Below are 18,005 nucleotides of genomic sequence, written 5' to 3'. Positions count from 1 at the left end.
CAAGGCCAGATTTCCCGGAGACCTCAATGCCAATTGCAGATTTCAGTTCTACTGCGGCCCGCGGGCTCGAAATCGCGCCCGGCCCGCCGCTCCTGCGCCCTGCGTCCTGCGCCATGCGCCATGCGTCCCGCGCCCCCGCTGCAGGTTGTAACCGCGGCAACGCTTGCGCGCTACAGCTTTCTGAGCAGGACTTTCTGCACCCGATGGTTGGCCTCCTTGCGGAGCACCAGCGTCGCCCGCGCGCGCGTAGGCCTGATGTTCTCGACGAGGTTTGGCTCGTTGATCGCCTTCCAGATCTCGTGTGCGTACGCCTTCGACTGCTCGTCGTCGAGATTGGCGAACTTGCGGAAGAAGGAGTTCGGATCGGAGAACGCGCTGTCGCGCAGCCGGAGGAAACGCTTCGTGAACCAGGCCTCGATGTCCGCGGTTCGTGCGTCGACGTAGACGGAGAAATCGAAGAGGTCTGAGACTGCGAGGGGGTGATCGGCGCTTGGCGCCTGCAACACGTTGAGCCCCTCGACAATGAGAATGTCGGGCTGGCGAACCGTGGTGTACTCGTCTGGGACGATGTCGTACACGAGGTGGCTGTAGTGGGGCGCGCGCACCTCAGGCATTCCCGACTTCACCTGTGAGACGAAGCGGAGGAGTGCGCGGCGATCGTAAGACTCGGGGAAGCCCTTGCGGTGCGAGATGCCGCGGCGCTCCAGCTCGGCGTTGGGGTAGAGGAACCCGTCCGTCGTGATGAGTGCGACGTGCGGGGTCTCCGGCCAGCGGGCGAGCAGGTCGCGAAGAATCCTCGCGACGGTCGACTTCCCAACGGCAACGGAGCCGGCTACGCCGATGACGAACGTGCTGGGCCGCTCATCCTCGCGATGCAGGAACCGGCGGGTGCGCTGGTGCATCTCGCGGGCGGCGATTGCGTACTGGTTGATCAGTCTGCTGAGAGGCAGGTACACCTCTGACACCTCGGCAAGGTCGAGCACTTCGCCGAGGCCGCGGAACGACTCGACCTCCTTTTCTGTCAGTGGCAGAGGTGTTTCGCCAGCCAATCTCGCCCATTCAGCTCGACCAATCTCAATGAATGGGGAAGTGAGCTCAGGCCTGATTAGGGCTTGAGTTTCCGGGCCAACAACGACATTTTCTGCGGTGACGGGGGCTGCCTCTTTGCTGCGAGCAGAACCATTGACTGCGCCTTCGCTGTATTTTTCGCTCATCGCCCTCCATCGTGCCACTAAAATCGAGTGCATGTGTGGAATCGTAGGATATGCAGGCCCAAATGACACTGTCGAGGCGCTGCTGAACGGCCTTCGCAGGCTCGAATACCGCGGATATGACTCCGCGGGCGTCGCGGTTATCGACGATACCGGCGGGATTTCCGTTCGGAAGAAGTCGGGCAAGCTCGTGAACCTGGAAGACCTGCTTGAGGCGAGCCCCGTGCGCGCCGCTGGCACGGGCATCGGCCACACACGCTGGGCGACGCACGGTGGGCCTTCGGATCTGAACGCTCACCCGCACCTGGGCGAGGACAACCGTCTCGCGCTCATCCACAACGGAATCGTCGAGAACTTTGCTGAGCTGCGCGAAGAGGTCATCGCGCGCGGTGCGGAACTCGAGAGCGAGACCGACACTGAGGTCGTTGCAGCGCTGCTCGGGCTTGAGACTGGCGCTGGCAAGGACCTTGAGTCCGCGTTCCGCGAGGTCGTTCAGCGACTGCACGGCACATTCACGTTGCTGGCAATGCACGAGAACGAGCCGGGCAAGATTGTGGCTGCGCGCCATCACTCGCCGCTCGTTGTTGGGCTCGGAGACGGGGAGAACTTCCTCGGGTCTGACGTCGCGGCCTTCGTGTCCTCGACGCGCAGGGCCGTTGTCGTGAATGAAGACAACATTGCGATCATCACTCCAGATACCGTGCGCATCACCGACTTCGCTGGCACCGAGGTGACCTTCGAAGAGTACGAGGTCGAGTGGGATGCCGGCGCCGCTGACAAGGGGGGCTGGTCGTCCTTCATGGCCAAGGAGATCAACGAGCAGCCAGAGGCGATAGCGAACACCATTCGCGGCAGGATCGTCGACGGCCATGTCGAGATCCCTGAGCTCACTGAGCTTGGCGCTGAGCGGTTGAACGCTATCGACCGCATCATCATCGTTGCCTGTGGCACCGCATCGTACGCGAGCATGATCGGTTCGTACGCGATCGAGCAGTGGGCGCGGATCCCAGTCGAGGTGCAGCTCAGCCACGAGTTCCGCTACCGCGACCCCGTCCTTTCGGATCGCACAATGGTCATCTCGGTCAGCCAGTCAGGTGAGACCATGGATACCCTCATGGCGGTCAAGTACGCGATCGAACGTGGCGTGACGACCGTCTCGGTGTGCAACACGCAGAGCGCGACGATCCCGCGCGAGTCAGACGCGGCCGTCTACACGCACGCCGGCCCTGAGGTCGCTGTCGCGTCGACGAAGGCCTTCATTGCGCAGGTCACGGCGCTCTACCTTGTCGGGTTGCATCTCGGGCGTGTGCGCGGTGTGCTGTCCGCCGAGGCCGAAGCAGAGGCCGTTGCGCAGCTTGAGGCGCTGCCGGAAAAGATGGTCGAGGCTGTTGCGACTCACGAGCAGATTGCTGAGCTCGCGCACTGGATGGCTGACACCCGGTCCGTGTTGTTCCTCGGCAGGCACGTCGGCTACCCGGCTGCGCTCGAGGGCGCGCTGAAGCTCAAGGAGATCGCGTACATCCACGCTGAGGGCTTCGCGGCAGGCGAACTGAAGCACGGCCCGATCGCGCTCATTGATCACGGCCAGCCTGTCTTCGTGCTTGTCCCGAGCCCGCGGACGTCGCCGCTCATGCACTCGAAGGTTGTCTCGAACATCCAGGAGATCCGTGCCCGTGGCGCGCGCGTCATCGCGATCGTGGAGAAGGGCGACACCGCGGTGCTGCCGTTCGCGGACGAGGTGATCCGGATTCCGTTGAGTGACGCGCTGTTCGATCCGATCCTGCAGGTTGTTCCGCTGCAGTGGTTTGCGCTCGAGCTGTCGACCGCGAAGGGCCTCGACGTTGATCAGCCGCGAAACCTCGCGAAATCGGTGACCGTCGAGTGATTATCGGCATCGGCGTCGACACTGTCGATATCGCGCGCTTCGAGCAGCAACTGAAGCGCACGCCGAAGCTGCGCGAACGGTTGTTCAGCGCAGCGGAGGGGCAGCTGTCGACGCCGTCGCTTGCCGCGCGGTTCGCGGCAAAAGAGGCGCTCATTAAGGCGCTCGGGGATTCAGGCGATCTCACCTGGCCAGACATGGAGGTGCGCCGCAACGAGTTGCGTGCACCGGAGTTCGTGCCGACGGCGGGTCTCGCGGCTGCGCTTGCGGCCCGCGGGGCGGACAGGGTCCACCTGAGCATGACACACGACACGGGCGTCGCGACCGCGTTCGTTATTGTTGAGCACGGAGGTATATCCGTATGAGGACTGGATCGATGCGCGTCGCCGATATTTCGGTTGGGGCGATCCGGAAAAACGTTGGGCGCATTCGCGAGCTCACTGGGGACGCGAATGTCATCGTTGTGGTGAAGGCCGGTGGCTACGGCCACGGGGCTGAGATTGTTGCGCGCGCGGCGGTTGCCGGTGGAGCGACGATGATCGCGACAGCTGATCTCGAGGAGGCCCTGCAGCTTCGCGAGTGCGGCATCGATGCACCGTTGCTGTGCTGGTTGCACGGCCCGCGGGTGGATTTCGTCCCCGCTATCGAACAGTCCATCGATGTGGGGATTTCTCACCTCAGGCAGCTTGAGGCGCTTGCGCAGGCGGCGCGGTCAACTGGCAGGCGTGCGACGCTGCAGTTCAAGGTCGACACTGGTCTGAGCCGCAACGGGGCCTCGCGAGATGAGTGGGATGCCCTGTTCGCGCGTGGCGCTGAGCTTGAGCGTGAGGGCCTGGTGTCCGTTCGCGGGATCTTCAGCCACTTGGCGAATGCCGGCGAAGAAGCTGACCTTGCGCAGGGTGCGAACTTTGACGAGGCTATCGCGATGCTCCGTGCGGCAGGGTGCGAGCCTGAGCTCATCCACCTTGCAGCGAGTGCGGCGCTCTTCACCCGGCCGGAGCTCTACTACAACACGGTTCGTGTTGGGGTCGTAGCGTACGGGCTCAGCCCGATTGCCGGCAAGAACTCGGCGCAGCTGGGACTCACTCCCGCAATGACACTGCGTTCGGAGGTGGTTGCGCTGCGCGGCGTGCCGGCAGGGACGGGCGTCTCCTACGGCTTTAACCACATTTGCGAGGTGGCGACGACGCTTGCGCTGGTGCCCGTTGGCTACGCCGACGGTATGCCCCGAGCGTTGAACGGGGCTGGTGCGTGGGTCACGATTGCCGGTGAGGCCTGCCCGATCGTTGGCCGCATCGGAATGGATCAGTTCATCGTCGACGTCGGTCGGCTCGGCGGGCGCATAGATCTTGGCGAACCGGTTGTGCTGTTTGGCAACCCGGAGCGCGGGTTTCCCTCGATCGATATTTGGGCTGCGCTGATGCGCACGATCCACTACGAAATTCTCGTCGGGATCGGGCCGCGTGTGCTTCGGCGCGCTGTTGATGAGGACGCCGCGTGAGCGTGATCGAGCAGTTCGTTGTGGCAGACCCTGATGCGATGCACGAGCTGGGTGTCGCGTTCGGGCGCGTGCTCTTGGCGGGGGACCTGGTGATTCTCACGGGTCCGCTCGGCGCTGGGAAGACGACGTTTACGCGGGGGATCGGTGAGGGCCTCGGCGTCCGTGGCCCCGTGCAGAGCCCCACCTTTGTTATCGCACGCACCCACCCGTCGCTTGTCGGGGGTGCGCCGCTCGTGCACGTCGACGCGTACCGACTCGCTGATGCGACAGAGGTTGAGGATCTCGACCTCGACTTTGACGGTTCAGTTGTCGTCGCCGAGTGGGGCGCTGGCCTCGTTGATGCCCGCGACTCGTGGGTTGAGGTGGTCATTGACCGCCCAGTTGGCGGCGCTCATGCGGGGGCGGAGCTCGCAACAGACGATCCAGATGAGTTCGCGGAGGCTCCCGTTGAGCCCCGCACGCTCACCGTCACCGGGCACGGCCAGCGGTGGCAGAACGGGGTATTCGCGTGACCGACATCAGTGTGCGTAGCGTCGAGGCGCCGGAAATCGGGCAGCAGGTGATTCTCGCGATCGACACGTCGCTTGGTACGAGCGTGGCCGTTGGCTCAGCCGGGGGCGTTACGGAGGTGTCGAGCGATGACCCGCGCGGTCACGCAGAGGTCATTGGCACCCTCATTGAGCGCGCGTTTGCCGAGCACGGCGTCTCGCCACAGCTCGTCACCCATGTGGTCGCAGGCATGGGCCCCGGCCCGTTCACGGGTCTGCGGGTCGGGATCGCCGCCGCGAACGCTTTCGCGTTCGGGCGTGGACTCGCGACTCTGCCGCTCGTCAGCCACGACGCTGCGGTGCTTGAGGCGCTCGAATCCGGCGCAACGGCAGGCGTGCGGATCGTGCAGGACGCCAAGCGGCGCGAACTGTTCGTCACAGACTACCGTTCGCTCGACTGGGCTGGGATTCCCGAGCGTGCCGCTGAGCCGCACCTCGCCCCGCGCGCGGGGTTTGAGAGCGTCGCGAACGAGCTGTGGCCTGAGCGGCTTCCCGCAGCGGCACTCGTTCGGCTCGCCGCGCGTCACCTTGCGGCCGGTAGAGCGTTCGCACCGGAGCATGCGCTGTATCTCAGGCTCCCCGACGTGATGCAGCCGCGCGCGCCGAAGCCGGTGACCCCGTGAACGGGGCGGCAGTCGACGACGCATCAGCGGAGGGCGGCATCGCCGGGAGCGCGGGGCTTGCTGCGACCGCGACGATCCGCGATGCGACACTCGCCGACCTTGACGAGATCGCGAGGCTCGAAGCGGCGCTGTTCGGCGATGACGCGTGGAGCCGGGAGATGGTGCGCGAGGAGCTCGCCGGCGAGCACCGAAGGTATCTGGTGTTGGCCGATGCTGACGGAGCGCTCCACGGCTACGCTGGGGTGCTCGTGCTTGGCAGCGACGGTGATATCCAGACGATTGCGGTCGCCCCTGAACTTCGCGGCGCAGGCTACGGGCGTGCGCTGATGGACGAGCTGCTCGACGAGGCGGGTCGCCGCGGCGCCGCCCAGGTGTTTCTTGAGGTGCGCGCCGACAACCCCGTAGCGCGCGGGCTGTACGGATCGCTTGGCTTTGCCGAGATCGGTGTGCGCGCGAACTACTATCAGCCGTCGGGAGTCGATGCCATCGTGATGCTTCTGCAGATGAAAGAACGACAGTGAGTGAGACAGTGACCGCAGCACAGACCCCAGCGCGTGAGCCGCTCGTTCTCGGTATCGAGACGAGCTGTGACGAGACGGGCGTCGGCATCGTACGCGGGCGGACCCTGCTCGCGAACGCGATCGCTTCGTCGATGGATGAGCACGCCAGGTTCGGGGGAGTGATTCCCGAGATCGCCGCTCGCGCCCATCTTGAAGCAATGAACCCGACGATTGCGCGCGCGCTCGCCGACGCGGGGGTAACGATCGACGAGATCGATGCCGTCGCGGTGACCGGGGGCCCCGGCCTTGCCGGTGCGCTCATGGTTGGTGTGTCTGCGGCGAAGGCGCTCGCGGTCGCGATCGATCGGCCGCTGTATGCCGTAAACCATCTCGTTGGGCATGTCGGGGCAGATCTGCTGCACGGCGAGGGTCTCAGGCCTGCCGTTGGGTCTGTCGGGGAGCTTGAGCTGCCGACGATTGCGCTGCTGGTCTCGGGCGGTCACACGTCGCTCTTGCTGGTGCGGGATCTCGTGAGCGACGTCGAACTGCTCGGCGAGACGATTGACGACGCGGCGGGGGAGGCGTTCGATAAGGTCGCGAGGCTCCTCGGCTTGCCGTACCCGGGCGGACCGCATATTGACCGCGTTGCGGCCGAAGGTGACCCCGCGGCGATCCGTTTCCCTCGCGGTCTGACGCTCCCGAAGGACATGGCGAAGCATCGATATGATTTCTCGTTCTCTGGCCTGAAGACGTCGGTTGCCAGGTGGGTGGAGAAGCGCATCGCAGCGGGCGAGGAGGTTCCCGTCGCAGACGTTGCGGCGAGTTTCCGGGAGGCCGTCGTAGATGTCCTCCTTACGAAGGCGCTCGCCGCGTGCCAGGATCTCGGCGTGCCGCGGCTGTTGCTCGGCGGTGGCGTGGTCGCGAACGCGCGGTTGCGCGAGGTCGCAGCGGAGCGCGCCAAGGCCGCTGGCGTCGAGCTCAGGGTGCCGCCGCTCTCGCTCTGCACGGACAACGGAGCGATGATCGCGTCGCTCGGGGCGCAGCTTGTTGCGGCCGGTCACGCTCCCTCCGGGATCGACTTCGGCGCCGACTCGACGCTTCCAGTCACTGACATTCAGTTGTAGCGCGACGCCGTTCTCGATGTATCGTTGTTCTGCTGGCTGTCAGTCAGCAGATACATACTGTAAGGAACGATATGTCCGACAACACGCCGAACACCGATCCCGGAGCAACGCCGGAGCAGCCGCAGGCGACTCCGCCAGTAGCACCTCCCGTTGCGCCACCGCTCCCGCAAGATGCCCCGGCTGGCTTCCCTGTCCCGCCGCAGCCTGAGGCGCAGCAGCCGCCGCAGGCCCCCTTCCAGCCTGGCGCGCCGTACGTCGCCCCCGGTGCCCCGCAGCCCGGATACGGTGCAACCCAGGGCTTCGGAGCTGCCCCACAGGCTCCTGGCTATGCCCAGGCTCCCGGGTACAGCCAGGCTCCCGGGTACGGCCAGGCTCCCGCGACGGTCCCGGGCAAGACGCTCGGTATCGTCGGTCTCATCGTCTCGTTCATCCTCCCGATCTCACTGATCGGCCTCGTTCTCAGCATTATTGGGCTCGTGCAGTCCAAGAAGGCTCAGGCGAAGAACCTGCCCGCCGTGATCGGCATCATCGTTGGTGCACTCGGCGTGATTGTTGGCGCCTTCCTCATGTTTGCCGTGCTCGGGCTCGCGAGCTCCGGCGTTTCCGCAGCTGAGGCTTGCCTCGGCGGGGCAACATCCGTTGAGGTATTCGGGCAGACTGTGTCGTGCGCCGAGATTCTCTCTGAGAGCTACTAAGCCACTCTTCCTCAGCAGCGCTCGGCGAGCAGGGCTACATGCCTGCCCGCCGAGCGGCTGAGGATCAGGGTCGCTGACTGCGGCCCCTTCAGGCGCAAACGCGTGCGAAGCGCGGCGGGATCCACATCCACGCCGCGCTTTTTGATTTCGAGCCGGCCGATGCCACGCTGCGCGAGGGCGCGTTTGAGGTCTTTCTCGCGTGCTGGGAGCTCTTCAGTGATGCGGAACACCTGGGCGAATGGGGTCTCGGGCAGCCGATCGGTTGTGAGGTACGCGATGCCCTCGTGGATCATGCCGGCGTCGAGCTCAGCTGCGAGCTGCCCGATGAGGCGCGCGCGGATCACCGCGCCGTCCGGCTCGATGAGGTATTCGCCAAGCTCCCGGACGTCAACGTCTTCCGCGTCAGCTGGCGCGAGCAACTCGTGGAGATCCTGACCGGCTGGCGTCGTGCGAATGACGGTGGCAGCCCGGCGGATGCTTGGCCTTGCCGCAGCGCCAAACCACAGGCCCATCTCGACGAGTTGGCCGTCGACTGAGACCCACTGCGCCTCAGCGTCTTCTGGGATGAGCTCGCGGTCGAGGCCCGGCCCGAGCTTGACCCCGCCTGCGCGTGCCGATCGCGCGGCGTCGAAGGCGAAATCAAGCGAGGGGGAGTAGTCCGCTGCTGCGGCGATCCGTCTGGTGTCGCTGTGTCCCGGTGTGCGTCGCGCTGGATCGAGGAAGACGCCGTCAGCGTCGGCGCTTCCGAGCACGGTTGCGTCGCCGGTGAGCACCTCGAAAGCTGGCGCCGTGCCCCGCTCTGCGTGAAGCGCGGCCGCTTCGATTCCCAGGTTGTGGGCGGCGAATACGGCCGTGAGCGGATCGAGTTCGACGGCGCGAACGCCGAGCCCTGCGCGGAGGAAGGCGAGCGACTCAGCGCCGAGGCCGCACCCGAGGTCGGCTACGGTCGTGCAGCCGGCGAAGCGCGACGCATGGAGCGCGGCGACCTGGCGTCGCGATGCCTGCTCGAGACCGGCTTGCGTGAAAAGCATGTCGCCGGAGCGCTCACCAAACTTTGGCACCGCCTTGGCGCGCAGCCCCGTTACCGTGAGCGCTGCTGCAAGCAGGTTCGGATCGACTTCGGTTTCGCGCCTGAGGCGCTGACCAATGCTGTCGATCGAGGATCCGGACGCGCCAAGCTCCGCGGCTCGTGCCAGCAGCGCCGCACCGTGCGCGGTCGTGAGGGCATCCCAGCCGGGGATTGGGCGTGCTTGCCCCGCAGACGATTCCCGGGGTCGGGTGCTGACGTGCTCGCTCACGCGTCGTTGCTCAATACGACGAGAAGCCCGCGCTCGTGGCTGCACCGATCATCAGGGCGAAGGCGCTGATGTAGAGCCCGATGAACAGGATTCCGAGCGCGGTCACGCAGTAACCGTAGATGAGCGCTGTGAGTGCGAGGCCGCGGCCGGCATCGCCATTGCGCTTGACCTGGTTCAAGCCGAGGTGACCGAAGATGATGCCGGCGATGGGCGCGATGAACGCCAGAATAATCGCGATGACGGCGTACGTGTTCGTATCCTTGAGTGTCGTCGCTGCGGGAGCCTTCCCCGGGTATTCGTACTGCTGTGCCGCGTTCTGGTGGGGTGCGTAAGGCGCAGCGTACGCTGCGGTACCGAACTGCGGGGCACTCGGGGACTGATCAGCCGGGAACGGGACGGTCGGCTGCGCTGCCGTGTCGTTCTGGCCGTACTGCGATGGCTCTTGGGGATTGATGGTGCTCATGGTGCTCCAAGTCAGTTAAGGGTTGGTTCTAAGCCTACCTTTGGGTTGCTGTGTTCGCTGTGCGCGATCCCCGACCCCAGGCGTTGGCACTCGCCTTGCATGAGTGCCAACGGGGGTCATAGAATCTCCTACAGAGGCACCCGCAAGGGTGCAAAACCAACAGCTTTGGAAAGAGGTCAACCGTGTCGGTCGCCATCAAGCCGCTCGAGGATCGAATCGTCATCCAGCAGGTAGAGGCGGAGCAGACCACTGCTTCCGGTCTCGTCATTCCTGACAGCGCGAAGGAAAAGCCCCAGGAGGGCAAGGTTGTTGCAGTGGGCCCCGGCCGTGTCTCGGACAACGGCACCCGGATCCCCGTCGACGTAAACGTCGGCGACATCGTCATCTACTCGAAGTTCGGCGGCACCGAGATCAAGGCCGCTGGCGAGGAGTACCTCGTGCTCTCAAGCCGCGACATTCTCGCGGTCATCGAGCGCTAAATCGTTTCGCGAAGCCGGGGCAGCACCATTGCGGTGCTGCCCCGGCTTCGTGCTTTCCAGGCTCTGAGCGTTGGCCGTCTGCAGTTGCCCCGCCCGCGTAGCGCTACCCCGCATGTCGCGTGAGAAGAGGCGTAGACTGAGGCAGTGAAAGAAACGCGCGCTGGACTTGGCGATGGAATTGGCGCGTACCTCCTCTGGGGGACGTTTCCGCTGTTCTTCACCTTGATTGCGGTCGCGAATCCATTTGAGGTCGTCTCGTGGCGAGTGATCACCACGCTCATCGTCTGCGCCCTCATCGTGACGGTCACGCGGCGCTGGGACCGCATCGTCAGTGTGCTCAGGGCGCCTAAGACCTTCGGGTTGTTTGCCCTGTCGTCGATCCTGCTCTACGCCAACTGGCAGATCTTTGTCCTCGGCGTGATCACCGGCCACGTGCTCGAGACCGCACTCGGCTACTTCATTAACCCACTCTTCACGATCCTCTTCGGCGTCATCTTCTGGCGAGAGAAGCTCTCGCGGTTGCAGTGGGTTGCGGTGATCATCGCGGGCGCGGGCGTGCTGTTCTCCGCGATTTCCTACGGCAGGGTCCCTTGGATCGCGCTCGGTCTCGCCGTCACCTTCGGGCTTTACGGGGTCGTGCACCAGCGCATCGAACACGTTGACGGTGTGACAGGGCTCACGGTGGAGACGCTCGTTTCCGTCCCCATTGGCCTCGTGCAACTCGCGGTCGTCGCGTCGGTCGCTGGTCTGAGCGCCTTCGCCCACGGCGGCGTCATCACCTCGCTCGTGCTCGTGAGCGGCCTGCTCACTGCCATCCCGCTTATTCTGTTTGGTGAGGCAGCGAGGCGGCTGCCGCTCACCTACATCGGCTTCCTGCAGTTCCTCACGCCGATCCTTGGTTTCATCTTCGGATTCTTCGTGATGGGGGAGGAACTGCCGCTCGCCCGCTGGATCGGATTCATCGCCGTGTGGATCGCGCTGATGTTCCTCATCGCCGATATGGTCGTTCGCTTGCGCCGCGCGCCAGACCCTGGAACCGCCCATCAGCCTCACACAGGTCCGATTCCCTTAGACTAGTAACTCTCCGTCGACGCCACGAGCATTAAAGAGGTTGTATGGAACAGCGTGATCCCTTCGCGTTCACTGGACTCACCTACGACGACGTGCTGCTGCTACCAGCGCACACGGACGTCATTCCTAGCGAGGCGGACACCTCGACGCAGCTCACGAGGCGCGTTCGCCTTGCGATGCCGCTCATCTCCGCAGCGATGGATACGGTGACGGAAACCCGGATGGCGGTGGCCATGGCGCGCAACGGCGGCCTTGGCATTCTGCACCGCAACCTGTCGATTCAGGATCAGGCCGAGATGGTCGACCGCGTCAAGCGGTCTGAGGCTGGCATGATCACGAACCCCCTCACCACATCGGTTGACGCTACTGTCGCCGAGGTCGATGCGGTGTGCGGCGAGTACCGGGTCTCCGGTCTCCCCGTTGTTGACCAGGCGGGTGTCCTGCTTGGCATCATCACGAACCGCGACATGCGCTTCATCGACCCGAAGGACCGCGCCAACGTGCGCGTATCGGAGGCGATGACGCGGATGCCGCTCATCACCGCTCGCACCGGCATCACCCGCGACGAGGCTGCTGAGCTGTTCAAGCAGCACAAGATTGAGAAGCTGCCACTTGTAGACGCGGACGGCCGCCTCACCGGTTTGATGACGGTGAAGGACTTCGACAAAGAAGAGCAGTTCCCCTTTGCGACGAAGGACGACGCCGGACGCCTGCGCGTAGGCGCAGCCGTCGGCTTCTTTGGAGACGCGTGGAAGCGTGCTGGCTCGCTCGTTGAGGCTGGCGTCGACGTGCTCGTTGTCGACACAGCAAACGGCGACAGCAAGGGTGTGCTCGACATCATTGCGAAGATCAAGGCAGACCCCGCATTCGCGTCGGTTGACGTGATCGGCGGCAACGTTGCGACTTACAACGGCGCGAAGGCACTCGTTGAGGCCGGAGCTGACGCGGTGAAGGTGGGCGTGGGCCCTGGTTCGATCTGCACGACCCGCGTGATTGCCGGCGTTGGCGTGCCACAGGTGACCGCCGTCTACGAAGCTGCGAAGGCTGCGACGCCAGCCGGTGTCCCCGTGATCGCCGATGGCGGTCTGCAGTACTCGGGCGATATCGCCAAGGCGCTGGTCGCTGGTGCGTCCTCGGTCATGATGGGGTCGCTCCTCGCCGGAACCGACGAAAGCCCGGGCGACCTCGTTTTCGTTGGTGGTAAGCAGTACAAGACCTACCGTGGGATGGGCTCGCTTGGCGCGCTGCAGACCCGTGGCGAGCGCACCTCGTACTCGAAGGACCGCTACTTCCAGGCTGACGTTCCGAGCGACGAGAAGCTCATTCCGGAGGGCATCGAGGGCCAGGTTCCGTACCGCGGCCCCGTCGGTGCTGTCGCCCACCAGATGACAGGCGGACTGCGACAGTCGATGTTCTACGTTGGCGCGCGCTCGATCACCGAGCTGAAGGAGCGCGGCCAGTTTGTGCGCATCACCTCGGCGGGCCTGAAGGAAAGCCACCCGCACGACGTGCAGATGGTTGTGGAAGCGCCGAACTACCGCAAGTAGTCGCCGCTTCGGGCAATGGCCAAGGGCCGCCTGCGAATCAGATCACTCTGATTTCGCGGCGGCCCTTGGTCCGTGTACGGGGCAGAGTTGCACCGCGTCGCCAGTGAGGGCGAGCAGCTTTTCTGCCGCGGCCAGGAGCTCGGTGAGTGCCTCGGCATGCTGCAGCGAGTACACGGAAGCTCTTCCCTCTGGGCGCGAGGCCACGAGGCCCGCGTCCTTAAGCCGAGCGAGGTGCTTTGAGACGGTGCTCTGGGACAGGCCGAGATGCTCGGTGAGGTCGACGACCCTGTGCTCCCCAAGCTGGAGATGCTGGAGGATCACGAGTCGAGACGGATCGCTGAAGCTATGGAAGAGACAGGTTGCAGGGACGAGCGCCTCAAGCTCGGCCGCTCGCTCGCTACCCTCTGCCCGATTCGCGTTCATCATCATTTCTCGATGATACTGCTCGCCGTGTTCATCGTCCCTGAGGTGCTGCTGGCGGGTCCGCCGCGTTCGGGCAGGCCTGGCTTGCCCGGCCGGGCCGGCTGCCCCGGCTGGCGAACGCCCCGCGCTCAATGGCTGTGACCAACATGCTGACCACCGCTTACCGACGGGGTTGGCGATAGCCCGGCGAGGTCGCGGTGCATGAGGCCCTCGTGGTCGAGGTGCGCGAGCTCTTCGAACTGGAATGTGCAGTGCTCGATGCCGAATCGCTCCCGCATGACGAGTGTGAGCTCGTCAAGCATGCGTGGGTGGTCACCGGCGTCGGTCGCGGTGTCCGTCGGAACGATGTGGGCGGACATCACAGAAACGCCGCTGGTGAGTCCCCAGACGTGCAGACTGTGCACGGCTTCGACACCCTCGGTGTCGACGATCGATTCGCGAACCTCTTCGAGATCAATGCCATTGGGTACGCCCTGCATGATGAGGTTCACCGCCTGCTTGAGCAGCATGAACGCTCGGGGCAGAATAATCACGCCGATGGCGGCGGCAGCGAGGGCGTCCCCTTGGTTCCATCCGAGCGTGACGTTGAGGATGCCTGACACGATGATCGCCGCCGCGCCAATGCCGTCGCTCATGACCTCGAGGAACGCAGCCTTCACGTTCAGGCTCTCTTTCGCGCCACGGTTGAGGATCACGAGCGAGGCAGCTGCTCCCGCAAGACCGATCACCGCGAACACGATGACGCCGCCGCCAGCGACTTCGCTCGGGTTGAACCACCGCTCAACCGCCTCAAACAGAATGAAGCCGCCGAGGCCGAAGAGCAACAGGCAGTTGATGAGTACGGCTACGATCTCCGCTCGCATGAGACCGTAGCTGCGTTTTGCGCTTGCGGCCTTTGTTGCGAGCAGGGTGGCGATCAGTGCGATGAGGATCCCGCTTGCGTCGACAGCCATGTGCATGGCCTCGGCAGCCAACGCGAGGCTGTTGGTAATCCACGCTCCGACAACCTGGGCAAGGATGATGCTCGCATAGATGGCGAGGACGACGATGAGTCGCCTCCTGTGGCTTCCCGTCGCTGTCTGCACACCGCTGACGCCGTGATCGTGGTTGTGTCCGGTTCCCATTCCCGCTCTCCTTCGCTCGTGACTCATCTCCTAGAGGCGATGTTAGCTGATCTGAGCGATTATGTCGCCCCCGAGAAACGTTCTGCACTTGACATTGTGGAAGGAGGTTCTGCAATATTGGTTGCAGACGTTCTTTCGATCACAAGGGAGTGGGGCGACATGACCAATGACACCTCGTCGAGCGCTGGCCACGAAGGGCTCTTCGCCGACATTCTCAACATGGCGAGCCTGACGAAATCTCAGCGCCGCGTCGCCGAAGCGCTGAGCCACAACCCGCAGATGATCGCGTTTGCAGACACCGCCGAGGTTGCCAGACGTGCAGGCGTCAACAATTCAACGGTTGTGCGGACCGCGCAGGCCCTTGGCTATCGCGGCTGGCCCGACCTCCAGCGAGAGCTGCGTTCGCTCTATCTCACGAGCATCTCGACGGAGGACACGCTGATTGAGCACGGTCCTTACCACTCGCCCCTGCACCAGGCGCTCGAACGCGATATCGCGAACCTCAGACACGCAGGCGAGTCGAACTCCGAGGCTGACGCTGAGGCTGCGGTTGAGCTACTCGCGGGCGCGACACGGATTCTCGTGTTTGGTCTCGGTTCTTTTGCCGGTCCCGCGACCGTGCTCGCTCACCTCGGTAAGACGATGGGGTACAACATCTCCCACGAGGGCCGCGGCAGCGTCCATATCGCGAGCGCGATGAATGACGTTGGTGAGGGTGACGTCGTCGTCATCATCAACCTCTGGCGCACGATTGGACAGCTACGGGGTGCCGCAGCAGCCGCACGTGCGGCTGGAGCGCGTGTACTCGTCATCACCGATATGAGGCGCGGCCTCCTGTCGGAGATCGCTGACCACGTGCTGATCGTGCCGTCGGAGGGTGTCTCGTTCTTCCAATCGATCACGGCGACAACGTCGCTCGTCTATGGCTTGCTCGCAGGCATGGAAGCGGCACACCCCGAGCGCAGCAGGAAAGCGCTTCGGCGCACGCAACTGCTTTGGAAAGACCTCGACATCTACCTCGACTAACGAACGCATCACTCGTTCACCCCATCGGAAGGAATCATGCAAAAACGAATCGCAGTTATCGGCCTCGGCGCCATGGGCGGCGCAATGGCGGCAACGCTGCACACGAGTGGCTGGAGCGTCACGGGCTTTGACCCCTCACCGGTGGCGCGCGACGCAGCGACGGCGCTTGGAATTCGCGCCGTTGATGCCCTCGAGGGCATCGGCGAGGTCGACTACGCAGTGCTGTCGCTCCCGAACGCCGCGCTCGTCCGATCGACAGTGCCGGCGCTGCTCGCGGGTGGGGTGACCTGCGGAATCGTCGACACCACGACCTCTGAACCCGCGACGAGCAGGGAGATGTCCGAGCTCGCCGAGGCAACCGGATCCGCGTTCGTTGACGCGCCCGTCTCCGGCGGCCGCGCGGGAGCGGCGACCGGCAGACTCAGCGCGTTCGTCGGCGGCACTGACCGGGCGGTTGAAGCCGTGACCCCCGCACTGGAGGCGCTCACCTCCGGGCAATTCCAGCACCTCGGTGCTGCCGGGGCTGGCAACGTCGTCAAGCTCATCAACAACGCGCTCGCTGCGGTCAACCTCGCGACCGTTGGCGAGGCGCTCGCGGTTGCGGAGGCGTGGGGCGTCGACCCAGCCGCTGCGGCAGCCGGCGTTTCAGGCGCTTCGGGCGCGAGCAAGGTGTCTAGCGCGATGTACCCCGACTGGGTGCTCAGCGGAACCCACGATTCGGGCTTCTCTATGGGACTCATGGCCCGCGACGTCAGCCTCGCCATGGACATCGCCGCAGAGGTTGGGGAGACCCCCGAGTTGCTCCGCGCCAGCAGCGCGCTCTGGCAGCGCTCGCTCGCCGAGCTCGGCGCGACAGCTGACTTCACCGAGATCGCGCGCACTGTTGCGCCCGCGGTCACGAATCAGGCACAGAGCCGCGGGGACGCCGCGGAGAAGACGCAGGAGTAATCATGACCACTCACCACACTTCCTCGGCCGAGACCGCGCAGGCAGCGGTGAACAGCTCGCTCGGCGGACGCATCGGCTCGTTCGTCGACGGCGCCATCGTCACCGGATCGGGCGCGACGGTCGACCTCGTCGTCGCGGCGACGGGCGAGCGCTTCGCGAGCTACGGCGACGCTGGCGCTGACGGCGCCGACGCGGTGCTCGAGAGTGCACGCCGGGGCGCCGCGACCTGGGGCGCGCTCGACGCGTTCGAGCGCGCGGCGATCCTCCGACGCGTGTCGGCCGCCGTTGAGTCACACATCGAGGAACTCGCCTTCCTCGAGTCCGCGACGACCGGCAAGACCCTCCGCGACGCGCGTGCCGAGGCGACGAAGGTCGTCGAAATGTTCGGCTACTACGCGGGCTGGGCAGACAAGCTCATGGGGGAGACGATCCCCGTCCCCGGTAACTGGCACACGTACACCGAGCGCGTACCCTACGGCGTCGTCGTCGCGGTGACTCCGTGGAACGCCCCGCTGTTCACGGCAGGCTGGAACTCGGCCGCGCCGCTCGCCGCCGGCAACGCGATCGTGCTCAAGCCGAGCGAGTTCACCCCGCTCTCGACGGTGCGGCTCGCGCAGATCGCCCACGAGGCAGGCCTTCCCGACGGCGTCTTCAACGTCGCCGTCGGGCTCGGGGCGACAGTCGGCTCGGCGGTCACGACCGACGAGCGTGTCGGCAAGGTGTCGTTCATCGGCTCCGTCCCGACGGGCAGGCGCGTCGGCGTCGCGACAGCGCAGGTCGGCATCCCGACCGTGCTCGAGCTCGGCGGCAAGAGCGCGAACATCGTCTTCGCCGACGCGAACCTCGAGCGCGCGGCCGACGGTGCGATCTCGGCCGTGTTCTCCGGGGCCGGGCAATCGTGCGTCGCGGGCTCACGGCTCCTCGTGCAGCGAGACGTCCACGAGGAGTTCATCGCGCTCGTCAGCGAGAAGGCCGCGAAGCTGCGGATCGGTGATCCGCTCGATCCAACCACCGAGATCGGGCCCATCATCACCCGGCCGCAGTACGACACCGTGCGCTCGCTCATCGAGCGCGGCATCGGCGACGGTGCCCGCCGCGTGACCTCTGACACGCTGCCGGCAGCCGTCACCGGTGCAGCCCTCGCGGGCGGCAACTGGGTGCTCCCGACGCTGCTCGACGGGGTCACCCCCTCGAACACGCTCGAGACGACTGAGGTGTTCGGCCCCGTCGTCGGCGCCGACGTATTCGACACCGAAGAGGAGGCCATCGCGCGTGCAAACGCGACACGCTTCGGCCTCGCGGGCGCCGTGTGGACCGAGAACGTGTCGCGCGCGCACTACGTCGCACGCGCCGTTCGGGCAGGCACGTTCTGGGTGAACTCCTACAAGACGATCCACGTCGCCGTGCCGTTTGGCGGCTTCGGCGACTCGGGGCAGGGCAGGTCATCTGGCCCCGGGTTCGTCGACGAATACACGCAGCCGAAGGCCGTCTGGGTTCCGACCCAGGCGACGGGCGCGCCATTCCCGTCGCTGAGTTACTAGT

General features: G+C 65.2%; 19 protein-coding genes and 1 pseudogene. 15 read left to right on the top strand and 5 right to left on the bottom strand.

The features are described from left to right. Positions 1 to 170 precede the first annotated feature (170 nt). Positions 171 to 1,214, bottom strand: coding sequence for a type I pantothenate kinase (coaA, locus tag SD72_RS10395; RefSeq protein ID WP_084767117.1), 1,044 nt, complete (start codon positions 1,212 to 1,214; stop codon positions 171 to 173). A gap of 31 nt (positions 1,215 to 1,245) precedes the next feature. Between coaA and glmS the strand changes: the two genes are divergently transcribed. The 8 genes from glmS to SD72_RS16985 all read left to right on the top strand — a co-directional run bounded on the left by glmS (position 1,246) and on the right by SD72_RS16985 (position 8,084). Beyond that, on the top strand, positions 1,246 to 3,096 hold the full coding sequence (gene glmS / locus SD72_RS10390; RefSeq protein WP_042544386.1) for a glutamine--fructose-6-phosphate transaminase (isomerizing): 1,851 nt from the start codon (positions 1,246 to 1,248) through the stop codon (positions 3,094 to 3,096). Next, entirely contained in the window at positions 3,093 to 3,458 is a 366-nt protein-coding gene (locus tag SD72_RS10385) for a holo-ACP synthase (protein ID WP_042544385.1), read from the top strand. Before glmS ends, SD72_RS10385 begins: the two co-directional genes overlap by 4 nt. Continuing rightward, entirely contained in the window at positions 3,455 to 4,594 is a 1,140-nt protein-coding gene (alr, locus tag SD72_RS10380) for an alanine racemase (RefSeq protein ID WP_042544384.1), read from the top strand. Before SD72_RS10385 ends, alr begins: the two co-directional genes overlap by 4 nt. A gap of 38 nt (positions 4,595 to 4,632) precedes the next feature. Further along, the gene (gene tsaE / locus SD72_RS10375; protein ID WP_042544435.1) at positions 4,633 to 5,106 is read left to right on the top strand and encodes a tRNA (adenosine(37)-N6)-threonylcarbamoyltransferase complex ATPase subunit type 1 TsaE; all 474 of its coding nucleotides are present in this window, start codon (positions 4,633 to 4,635) and stop codon (positions 5,104 to 5,106) included. Further along, positions 5,103 to 5,765 (top strand): tRNA (adenosine(37)-N6)-threonylcarbamoyltransferase complex dimerization subunit type 1 TsaB, encoded by a 663-nt coding sequence (gene tsaB / locus SD72_RS10370; RefSeq protein ID WP_232299722.1) that lies wholly within the window; start codon positions 5,103 to 5,105, stop codon positions 5,763 to 5,765. The genes tsaE and tsaB overlap by 4 nt, the downstream gene beginning before the upstream one ends. After that, complete coding sequence (gene rimI, locus SD72_RS10365; RefSeq protein ID WP_332307503.1) at positions 5,762 to 6,286, top strand: ribosomal protein S18-alanine N-acetyltransferase; 525 nt, start codon at positions 5,762 to 5,764, stop codon at positions 6,284 to 6,286. The genes tsaB and rimI overlap by 4 nt, the downstream gene beginning before the upstream one ends. Next, positions 6,283 to 7,389 carry a tRNA (adenosine(37)-N6)-threonylcarbamoyltransferase complex transferase subunit TsaD gene (gene tsaD / locus SD72_RS10360; protein WP_232299721.1) on the top strand — a complete coding sequence of 369 codons (1,107 nt, stop codon included), beginning with the start codon at positions 6,283 to 6,285 and terminating at the stop codon, positions 7,387 to 7,389. Before rimI ends, tsaD begins: the two co-directional genes overlap by 4 nt. Positions 7,390 to 7,460: 71 nt before the next feature. Next, positions 7,461 to 8,084: a hypothetical protein gene (locus SD72_RS16985; RefSeq protein ID WP_052492604.1), complete on the top strand. Its 624-nt coding sequence runs from the start codon at positions 7,461 to 7,463 to the stop codon at positions 8,082 to 8,084. A gap of 11 nt (positions 8,085 to 8,095) precedes the next feature. Here the strand turns inward: SD72_RS16985 and SD72_RS10350 are convergent, their stop codons facing one another. Further along, positions 8,096 to 9,382 carry a THUMP-like domain-containing protein gene (locus tag SD72_RS10350; protein ID WP_332307502.1) on the bottom strand — a complete coding sequence of 429 codons (1,287 nt, stop codon included), beginning with the start codon at positions 9,380 to 9,382 and terminating at the stop codon, positions 8,096 to 8,098. Between the two features lie 10 nt (positions 9,383 to 9,392). Beyond that, the gene (locus SD72_RS16980; RefSeq protein WP_052492603.1) at positions 9,393 to 9,845 is read right to left on the bottom strand and encodes a DUF4190 domain-containing protein; all 453 of its coding nucleotides are present in this window, start codon (positions 9,843 to 9,845) and stop codon (positions 9,393 to 9,395) included. A 182-nt stretch (positions 9,846 to 10,027) separates the two neighbouring features. Here SD72_RS16980 and groES point away from each other — a divergent pair, with 182 nt between their 5' ends. The 3 genes from groES (at position 10,028) to guaB (ending at position 12,942) form a co-directional block, all read left to right on the top strand. Beyond that, a complete protein-coding gene (gene groES / locus SD72_RS10340; protein WP_042544383.1) occupies positions 10,028 to 10,324 on the top strand; it encodes a co-chaperone GroES in 297 nt (98 codons plus the stop codon). 144 nt (positions 10,325 to 10,468) lie between these two features. Then, a complete protein-coding gene (gene rarD, locus SD72_RS10335; RefSeq protein ID WP_042544382.1) occupies positions 10,469 to 11,401 on the top strand; it encodes an EamA family transporter RarD in 933 nt (310 codons plus the stop codon). A 38-nt stretch (positions 11,402 to 11,439) separates the two neighbouring features. Then, entirely contained in the window at positions 11,440 to 12,942 is a 1,503-nt protein-coding gene (gene guaB / locus SD72_RS10330; protein WP_042544381.1) for an IMP dehydrogenase, read from the top strand. Positions 12,943 to 12,984: 42 nt separating this feature from the next. On the opposite strand, the gene SD72_RS10325 is transcribed toward guaB, so the two are convergent. Continuing rightward, positions 12,985 to 13,371, bottom strand: a complete 387-nt coding sequence (locus SD72_RS10325) for an ArsR/SmtB family transcription factor (RefSeq protein WP_042544380.1) — start codon at positions 13,369 to 13,371, stop codon at positions 12,985 to 12,987. A gap of 122 nt (positions 13,372 to 13,493) precedes the next feature. Beyond that, positions 13,494 to 14,489 carry a cation diffusion facilitator family transporter gene (locus SD72_RS10320; RefSeq protein WP_042544379.1) on the bottom strand — a complete coding sequence of 332 codons (996 nt, stop codon included), beginning with the start codon at positions 14,487 to 14,489 and terminating at the stop codon, positions 13,494 to 13,496. Positions 14,490 to 14,648: 159 nt separating this feature from the next. Between SD72_RS10320 and SD72_RS10315 the strand changes: the two genes are divergently transcribed. The 4 genes and pseudogenes from SD72_RS10315 (at position 14,649) to SD72_RS10305 (ending at position 18,004) form a co-directional block, all read left to right on the top strand. Next, entirely contained in the window at positions 14,649 to 15,515 is an 867-nt protein-coding gene (locus SD72_RS10315; protein ID WP_084767129.1) for a MurR/RpiR family transcriptional regulator, read from the top strand. Between the two features lie 30 nt (positions 15,516 to 15,545). Then, a pseudogene (locus tag SD72_RS18605) lies at positions 15,546 to 16,010 on the top strand (NAD(P)-dependent oxidoreductase); the annotation flags it as partial. Then, the gene (locus tag SD72_RS18600) at positions 15,990 to 16,463 is read left to right on the top strand and encodes an NAD-binding protein (RefSeq protein ID WP_420038426.1); all 474 of its coding nucleotides are present in this window, start codon (positions 15,990 to 15,992) and stop codon (positions 16,461 to 16,463) included. The pseudogene SD72_RS18605 and the gene SD72_RS18600, both read left to right, overlap by 21 nt. Positions 16,464 to 16,465: 2 nt before the next feature. Continuing rightward, positions 16,466 to 18,004: an aldehyde dehydrogenase family protein gene (locus SD72_RS10305; RefSeq protein ID WP_042544377.1), complete on the top strand. Its 1,539-nt coding sequence runs from the start codon at positions 16,466 to 16,468 to the stop codon at positions 18,002 to 18,004. Position 18,005: the final 1 nt, after the last annotated feature.

The organism is Leucobacter komagatae (assembly GCF_000834055.1).
Classification (GTDB): domain Bacteria; phylum Actinomycetota; class Actinomycetes; order Actinomycetales; family Microbacteriaceae; genus Leucobacter; species Leucobacter komagatae_A.
The sequence above is the reverse complement of the archived record's forward strand: the minus strand, read 5'-3'. Positions and strand labels throughout refer to the sequence as shown.